Source organism: Streptomyces ossamyceticus (assembly GCF_001418475.1).
Lineage (GTDB): Bacteria > Actinomycetota > Actinomycetes > Streptomycetales > Streptomycetaceae > Streptomyces > Streptomyces ossamyceticus.
In genome coordinates this window covers 1-6,976 of sequence record NZ_LIQX01000417.1, presented here as the reverse complement: position 1 = coordinate 6,976, position 6,976 = coordinate 1, and the positions used below count along the sequence as shown (strand labels likewise).

The window sequence follows — 6,976 nt, the reverse complement described above, 5'->3', positions numbered from 1 at the left end:
GGGGGCGAGGGCCGCCGCCGCGAGGTTGACGCAGAGGGCGAGCAGGCCGATGGCGAGGCTGGGGGCGACCACGGACCAGGGGTTGAGGAGGATGCCGGAGGAGTTCTCCCGGATCATCAACGCCCAGTCGGCGGCGGGCGGTTGGGGCCCCACCTGGAGGAATCCGGCGGTGGCGACCAGGTAGACGGCGGCGACGAAACGCAGGCCGAAGAGGGCCAGCAGGGTGGCGCGCAGGTTGGGCAGGACCTCGCGCAGTACGAGGTGCCACAGCCGTTCGCCGCCCGCCGCGGCGGCCTCGACGTAGCCGGAGGCGGCCACCGGCGCGGCGGCTCCGGCGGCGAGCCGTACCGCGTACGGCACGCCGAGGACGACGGCGGCGGCGATCACGGCGAACCGTCCGCCGTCCGGCCAGGACAGGGTGACGAGGAGGATGCCGAGCACCGCCGGCAGCAGCATCAGCACGTCGGCGATCCGTTCCACCAGGCGTCCGACGCGCGGGCGCAGCGCGCCGATCGCGCCGAGGACCGCGGCGCCGCCGGTGACCAGCAGGGCGACGAGCAGCGAGGAGAGCACCAGGTCGCGGCCGCCTGCGAGCAGTCGGCTCAGCACGTCCCTGCCCAGTTGGTCACCGCCGAGCAGGGCGTCGCCGCCGGGTTCCGCGTACGGGACGGCGACGGGGGCGTCGATGGGGTGGGGGGCGAGCCAGGGCCCGGCGAGGGCGAGGGTGAGCAGCAGCAGGGCGGGCAGGACGCGCAGGGCGACGGCGCGGGTGCGGGCGCTCATCGGCGTCCTCCCGCCGTCATGTCCCGGACGAGGTCGGCGAGCAGCAGGACGCCGGTGACGACCGCGCCCGACAGGGCCGTCACGCCGGCGATGACGGGGCTGTCGCGGTCGGTCACGGCGGAGGCCAGGACCGAGCCGATGCCGGGGTAGTTGAAGATGGTCTCGACCACGACCGCGCCGCCGAGGAGCATGCCGGTGGAGGTGGCGAGGCCGGCGGTGATGGTGGGCAGGGCGCCGGGCAGGACGTGGTGGGTGAGGACGCGGTGCGGGGGCAGGCCGTCGAGGACTGCGGTCTCCACATGGGGGGCGCGGGCCTCGTCGGCGAGGGCGGCGCGCACGATGCGTACGTTCCAGCCGGCCTGCGGGACGGTCAGGGCGAGCACGGGCAGGATCAGCATGGTCCAGTCGGCGGGGGTTCCGTCGGCGTCGGTGAGGGTGACCGCGGGCAGCCAGCCCGTCCACAGCGAGAGCAGCAGGACGAGGGCGACGGCGACCACGAACTCGGGCAGGGCGAGGACGGCGGTGGCGGTGCCGGAGACGGCGCGGTCGACGCGTCCGCCGGGCCGGAGCGCGGCCCAGCAGCCGAGGGCGAGGGAGACGACGGCGGTCAGCAGCAGGGCGAGGCCGCCGAGGAGGAGGGTGTTGGGGAACGCCGAGGACAGCAGGTCGCTCACCTTCTCACCGCGTGCCGACACCCCGAGGTCGCCGGTGGGCAGGCCGCTCATCCAGTCCCGGAAGCGTTCGAGGACGGGCCGGTCGAGGCCGAGGAGTCTGCGTCGGGCCTCGGTGTCGGCGGCGCTCTCCCCACGCTCGGAGGTGGCGTCGGCGGCGTCGCCCGGCAGCAGTTCGACGGTGACGAAGACCAGTGCGAGGAGCACCGCGAGGAGCGTCGCCCGTTTCAGGACGACGAGACCGACCCGGGCGGCGAGCAGGGCGAGGGGAGCACGCACCCGCCGGGCCTTCTCCCCTTGGGGAGAGGGCCCGGCGGGTGCGACCGTGTCAGCGGTCAACGGGCCAGCCATGCCCGCTCGAGCTGGACCCGGCCGTAACCGGGCAGCGTGGGCAGCCCGTTGACCTTGGATCCGGCGAGGTCGATGCCGTCGGCCATGCCCCACAGGAGGTACCCGGAGCTGTCGTGCTCGATCTGCTGGAGCTGCTTCAGCAGTGCGGTGCGCTCGCTCGCGTCGGCGGTGCCGATGGCCTTCTGGTAGGCCGTGTCGAACTCCTTGTCCTTCCAGCCGGCCTCGTTGGTGCCGCTGTCGGAGACCATGGTCTTGCTCGCGAAGAAGACCACCGAGTCGTTGGTGCCCCAGTAGGTGGTGTAGAGGTCGCCCTTCAGCCAGGTCTTGTCCCAGAAGGTGGCGGACTCCTGCTTGACGACCTTCACCTTCACGCCGGCCTCGCGGACCTGGGTGGCGAAGAGGGTGGCCGACTCGGCGAGGCCGGCGATGTCCTCGGTGGTGTACAGCTCGTACGTCTTCGACGTGTCGAACTTGGCCTCCTTCAGCAACCGCTTGGCCTTGGCGAGGTCGCGGGTGCGCTGCGGGATGCTCTTGTCGTAGGCCGGGTCGCCGGTGCCGAGGACGTCGTTGGCGACGGTGCCGTAGCCGGACAGGACCTGCTTGACCATGGCCTCGCGGTCGACGGCCAGGCGCAGCGCCTCCCTGACCTTCGCGTCGGCGAACGGGCCGTCGGCGGTGCGCAGGACGATGGGCATCGCCATGTCGTTGGGGCGGCGGACGGTCTTGATGTCCCCCCGGCTCTCGGCCGTGCGGGCGGCGACGGCGCCGACGTTGGAGGCGAGGTCGATCTGGCCGGCGAGCAGGGCGCTCGCCATCGCCTGGGGGCTCTCGAAGATCTTGACCTCGATGGCGTCGAGGTGCACGTCGCCGCCGTACCAGTCGTCGTTGCGGACGAGGCGGGCGTTGCCGCCGCGGAACCAGTCGAGCTTGAAGGGGCCGGTGCCGGGGGCCTTGGCGATGTTCTTGTCGGTGGTGCCCTTGGGGACGACGAAGGTGGTGAGGCGGACCAGCAGGGGCAGTTCGGCGTTGGCGTAGTCGGAGACGATCACGACGGTGTCGGTGCCGTCGGCGGAGATGTTCTTCGCCTGGATGCCGGGCAGCCGGGAGGCACCGGCGGGGGTGGCGCGCAGCCGCTTGAGCGAGAAGACGACGTCGTCGGCGGTGACGGGAGACCCGTCGTGGAACTTCGCGCCCTTGGCGATCGTGAACCGCCAGGTCTTCAGGTCGTCCGAGGCCTTCCAGCTCGCGGCGAGGCGGGGCTCGGTGTTGGGCTTGGTGCCGGGGACGGTCAGGGTGTCGTAGATCAGGCTGAGGATGAGGTAGTCGCTCTCGTTGGCCTGGCTGCCGTGGGGGTCCCGGGTGATGGCGCCGGCCCTGCCGAGGGCTCCGACCCGCAGGGTGCCGCCCTTGACGGGTTCGGCGGAGCCGCCGCCGGCGGCCGCGTTCGGCTCCTCGTCGCCGCCCCCACCGCAAGCGGTGAGCAGGGCGCCCGCGCCGATGGCGCCGCCGAGCCAGAGCATGTGACGTCGCGTCAGCTCCACGTGTTCCTCATTTTCCCGCAGTTGACCGAGATTTGCTTAGCCTTACCTACCTTGCGCAACTCCTGTGTGACAAGGCCGACTTCGCGTGACCTAGATCCTACTTAGGTAAGCCTTGCCTGTCATCTATGGGCTGGCTATGTTTCAGCAGGGCTCCCGGCGCCGCACCGACCACGCGGCCCGCTCCGGAGGGCCTTCTTCTCCATGCCCGTAGACCAGCAACGCGCCCCGCACCCCCCGCACTGGAACGGACAGTCACCCATGCCCACGGGAACCGCACCCGTACGTCTGCTCGATCCTGACTCGGTGGCCGAACTGACCGCCGCCGCCCACACCCTCCTGGCCAGGTACGACGGGTCGTCGACCCACCCCGGCCTGCTGGCCGAAGTCCCTGCCGCGGCCGCCTCGTTGAGCGACGCGATACACCATGCGTGCCGTCCCGTCGACACCACCGACGGCCTGTTCGTGCTGCGCGGCCTGCCCGTGGACGACACCGAGATCGGTCCCACACCGGGCCACTGGTCGGCGGCCGGTGACGCCGGCGCCGTATACGACGTGGTCCTGCTGCTGCTCTCGACGGTGATGGGTACCCCCATCGCCTGGGAGGGCCAGCAGGAAGGCCGTTTCGTCCACAACATCGTGCCGTCCCCCGGCCACGAGCAGGAGCAGACCGGCGCCAGCAGCAGTGTGCTGCTCAGCCCGCACACCGAGGACGCGTTCCACCCCGGCCGGGCCCATCTGCTGGTCCTCGGCTGCATGCGCAACCACGACTCCGTCGCCACCACCGCCGCCAGCATCCGCCAGGTCGAACTCGACGACCACGAGGTGGAGTTGCTCAGCCGCCCGGTGCTGCCGATCCTGCCCGACGACGCCTACGAGGAGGCCCGGGGTTACGCGGGCGAGCCCCCGGCCGTGCCCACGCTGTGGGCGTCCGAGGAGGGTCTGACCCTGCGCTTCGACCCCGCCTACACCCCGCTGGACCAGGCGCCCGAGGACCATCGGGCGGCCTATGCCCGGCTGGAGGGCGAACTCGCCCGAGTGAGCGTCGCGGTGAGCCTGAACCCCGGCGATGTCCTGGTCGTCGACAACGACCTCGTCGTCCACGGCCGGGTCCCCTTCCAAGCCCGCTACGACGGCACGGACCGCTGGCTGAAACGTTCCTCTGTGCGGGTCGGGGGCCGCAGCACCAGGCCGCCCGCCGAGACGTCGGAACACGGCTACGGCCAGGCCGCCGTGGAGGCCTACGCATGACCCGCATCGACACCCCGGAAGGGACGGCCGTGACGCCCGACGACAAGACCCTGCGGATCCTCAGCACCAGCGACGTGGCCGGCATCGACATCACGCTGACCGATGTCGTCTCCGTGGTGGAGCAGGCGTACCGCACCCTGGCGGACGGCCGCTCCGACAACCCGCGCAAGCTCACCGTCAAGCCCGAGGACGGCCACTCCGTCGCCTACGCGATGCTCGGCCGGGACGGGGTGCGCGGAGTCGTCGCGATCAAGACCTCCTACAAGTACGGCCTCCACGAGGACCGCGACAAGCAGCACTACTACACGACGCTCACCCTCTACGACGACGCGACCGGCCTGCCCGTCGCCATGCTCGACTGCGGCCGCATCGGCGCCCTGCGCACCCCGGCGGTCTCCGCCCTGCTGGCCCGGGAGCTCGCCGCCCCGGACAGCCGCAGCGCCCTCGTCATCGGCACCGGCACCCAGGGCCGGCTCGCGCTGCCGTTCCTGCTGACCACCCTGCCGGACCTGGAGCGGCTGATGCTCTTCGGCACCCACCCGGACGGCATCCGGGCCGTGCGCGAGCAGCTCCACGCGTACTTCCCCGACCGGGAGCTGGAGATCGTCACGGATCTGCGGGCCGCCGCCGCGGACGCGGACGTCGTCCTCGCCACCGCCGGACCGGGCACCCCCGCCTCCGTCGAGGCCGAGTGGCTGGGGCCGTCCGCCCTGTCGGTGCTGATCGGCTACGGCATCGCGCCCTCCACCCTGCACACCGCCGACCGCGTCATCGCCACCAGCGAGGCCCAGATGCGGGTCACCGGCACCGACATGGCCGACGCCGACGGCGAACTCCGCTCCGTCGACGCCGAGTTCCCGGAGGTGCTCGCGGGCCGCGCCGAGGGCCGCACGGACCCGGGCCAGCGGATCTTCGCGTACAACAGCGGGCTGGTCGTCACCGACATCGCCCTCGGCCACCGGTTCGCCCAGCTCGCGCTCGCCCAGGGCCTGGGCACGGCGGTGCCGCTGTGGACGTGACGACCGCCCTCGCCTCCCACACCACCGACGAGGTGCGCGCGCTCCTCGAACCGCCCGGCAGCGCCCTCCTGCACGAGCTGGGCCACGGCCTTGGCGGCCCCTACCACGTGCTGTTGCCGCGACGGTTCGACGCGAACGCCGCCGCGTTCCGGGCGGCGTTCGCCTCGGCGGGCGTGGACGGCCGCGTGTACTACGCCAAGAAGGCCAACAAGGCGTCCGTGTTCGTGGAACGGGCCGCCGTGGCGGGCCTCGGCGTGGACGTGGCGAGCCACGGGGAGCTGCGCGAGGCGCTCGCGGCCGGGGTGCCCGGCACCGACCTGGTGATCACCGGCCCGGCCAAGGACGACCATCTGCTGCGGGTCTCCGTGCTGCACGGGGCACTGATCGCCGTGGACGCCCTCGACGAACTCGACCGCGTCCTCGCCCTGGCGCGCGAACTGGACCGCACCGCACAGGTGTTGCTGCGCCTCCTTCCGCCGGGGCAACCGCACAGCCGCTTCGGCCTGGACGACACCGAGACGGCGACGGCCCTCGACCGCTGCCGCACCGAGCGGGTGGACATGGCGGGGTTCAGCTTCCACCTCTCCGGCTACGCCATCCAGGAACGGGCCGACCTGGCCGCCCGGGCGGTACGGCTCTGCGCGCACGCCCGCACCCTGGGGCTGCGCGCCGACCGGGTCAGCGTGGGCGGCGGCTTCGCGGTGGACTACGTGGCCGCGGACGACTGGCGCCGCTTCCACGAGAGCACCCGGCCCGAGCACTTCCACCGGAACAAGACCTTCTCCGCCGGCTACTACCCGTACCACTCCCCCGTCGCCGGCGCGGACTCCCTCGCCGCCCTGCTCGCCTCGACCCCGGCGGACGAGACGTCGAGCCTGGCCGACCTGGTGCGCCAGGCGGGGGTGACGCTGCTCGTCGAGCCGGGCAGGGCCCTGCTGGACCAGGCGGGCTTCAGCGTCTTCCGGGTCCAGGGCGCCAAGGAACGCGACGGCTACGACATCCTCACCGTCGACGGCAGCAGCCTCAGCCTGTCCGAGCAGTGGTTCGAGAGCGAGTTCCTGCCCGACCCGGTCGTCGTCCCCGCCGACCGGGCGGACCTCGCCGACGCGGGCCCGTACCCGGCGTGTGTGGGCGCCGCCACCTGCCTGGAGTCGGACCTGCTGACCTGGCGCAAGATCCCCTTCCCGGTCCGCCCGGCCACCGGCGACCTGCTGGTGTACCTGAACACGGCGGGCTACCAGATGGACTCCAACGAGTCCCCGTTCCACGAACTGCCGCTGCCGCCCAAGGTCGTCGTCGAACCGCCGGCCCACGACTCCCCCACCGTCCGCCCCCGCTGGCGTCTCGACCGCCACCCGTAGGG

At 72.5% G+C, this 6,976-nt stretch carries 6 protein-coding genes; 3 read left to right on the top strand and 3 right to left on the bottom strand.

Annotated elements, in window-relative coordinates:
- The 3 genes from AOK15_RS27790 to AOK15_RS27780 all read right to left on the bottom strand — a co-directional run.
- A partial coding sequence (locus AOK15_RS27790; RefSeq protein ID WP_055521095.1) for an ABC transporter permease occupies positions 1–783 on the bottom strand: 783 nt, incomplete at its 3' end.
- Positions 780–1,805, bottom strand: coding sequence for an ABC transporter permease (locus AOK15_RS27785; protein ID WP_055521094.1), 1,026 nt, complete (start codon positions 1,803–1,805; stop codon positions 780–782). The genes AOK15_RS27790 and AOK15_RS27785, both read right to left, overlap by 4 nt.
- On the bottom strand, positions 1,790–3,325 hold the full coding sequence (locus AOK15_RS27780; protein ID WP_055521098.1) for an ABC transporter substrate-binding protein: 1,536 nt from the start codon (positions 3,323–3,325) through the stop codon (positions 1,790–1,792). Before AOK15_RS27780 ends, AOK15_RS27785 begins: the two co-directional genes overlap by 16 nt.
- 279 nt (positions 3,326–3,604) lie before the next feature.
- Between AOK15_RS27780 and AOK15_RS27775 the strand changes: the two genes are divergently transcribed.
- From AOK15_RS27775 to AOK15_RS27765, 3 genes are read left to right on the top strand one after another with little or no spacing between them, the layout of a single operon-like run.
- Entirely contained in the window at positions 3,605–4,594 is a 990-nt protein-coding gene (locus tag AOK15_RS27775; RefSeq protein ID WP_055521093.1) for a TauD/TfdA family dioxygenase, read from the top strand.
- Positions 4,591–5,613 carry an ornithine cyclodeaminase gene (locus AOK15_RS27770; RefSeq protein ID WP_079058743.1) on the top strand — a complete coding sequence of 341 codons (1,023 nt, stop codon included), beginning with the start codon at positions 4,591–4,593 and terminating at the stop codon, positions 5,611–5,613. Before AOK15_RS27775 ends, AOK15_RS27770 begins: the two co-directional genes overlap by 4 nt.
- Entirely contained in the window at positions 5,604–6,974 is a 1,371-nt protein-coding gene (locus AOK15_RS27765; protein ID WP_338059931.1) for an alanine racemase, read from the top strand. The genes AOK15_RS27770 and AOK15_RS27765 overlap by 10 nt, the downstream gene beginning before the upstream one ends.
- Positions 6,975–6,976 lie beyond the last annotated feature (2 nt).

Bases quoted from the DNA above. Each gene is read 5' to 3' on its own strand.
- AOK15_RS27775 (WP_055521093.1), top strand. From the start codon at position 3,605: ATGCCCACGGGAACCGCACCCGTACGTCTGCTCGATCCTGACTCGGTG.
- AOK15_RS27770 (WP_079058743.1), top strand. From the start codon at position 4,591: ATGACCCGCATCGACACCCCGGAAGGGACGGCCGTGACGCCCGACGAC.
- AOK15_RS27780 (WP_055521098.1), bottom strand. From the start codon at position 3,325: ATGCTCTGGCTCGGCGGCGCCATCGGCGCGGGCGCCCTGCTCACCGCT.
- AOK15_RS27785 (WP_055521094.1), bottom strand. From the start codon at position 1,805: ATGGCTGGCCCGTTGACCGCTGACACGGTCGCACCCGCCGGGCCCTCT.